The organism is Cellulomonas sp. GbtcB1 (assembly GCF_019091725.1).
Taxonomy (GTDB): Bacteria; Actinomycetota; Actinomycetes; order Actinomycetales; family Cellulomonadaceae; genus Cellulomonas.
In genome coordinates this window covers 1-231 of the sequence record NZ_JAGXJG010000671.1, presented here as the reverse complement: position 1 = coordinate 231, position 231 = coordinate 1, and the positions used below count along the sequence as shown (strand labels likewise).

1 pseudogene is annotated in these 231 nt (G+C 74.9%); it reads right to left on the bottom strand.

From position 1 onward, the window contains the following. A pseudogene (locus tag KVT14_RS21745) lies at positions 1 to 231 on the bottom strand (glycosyl transferase family 1); the annotation flags it as partial.

The window sequence follows — 231 nt, the reverse complement described above, 5'->3', positions numbered from 1 at the left end:
CGGCTCACCAGCCCGGCCACGTAGCGGCCGTCCGGCTCCTTGTAGACGCCGACCGGGCCGGGACGCTCCACGACCACGCCGTCGAGGTACGGCATGACCCGGTCGAGCGGCTTGAGGGGCAGCCCGGCGGCCTGCAGCCGGTCGATCGGACAGGTGACGATCCGGACCGCGTCGAACCCGCGGTCCAGCGTCGCCTCGGCGAGGTTGCGCGCCTCCCCGGAGTGGCCGCAG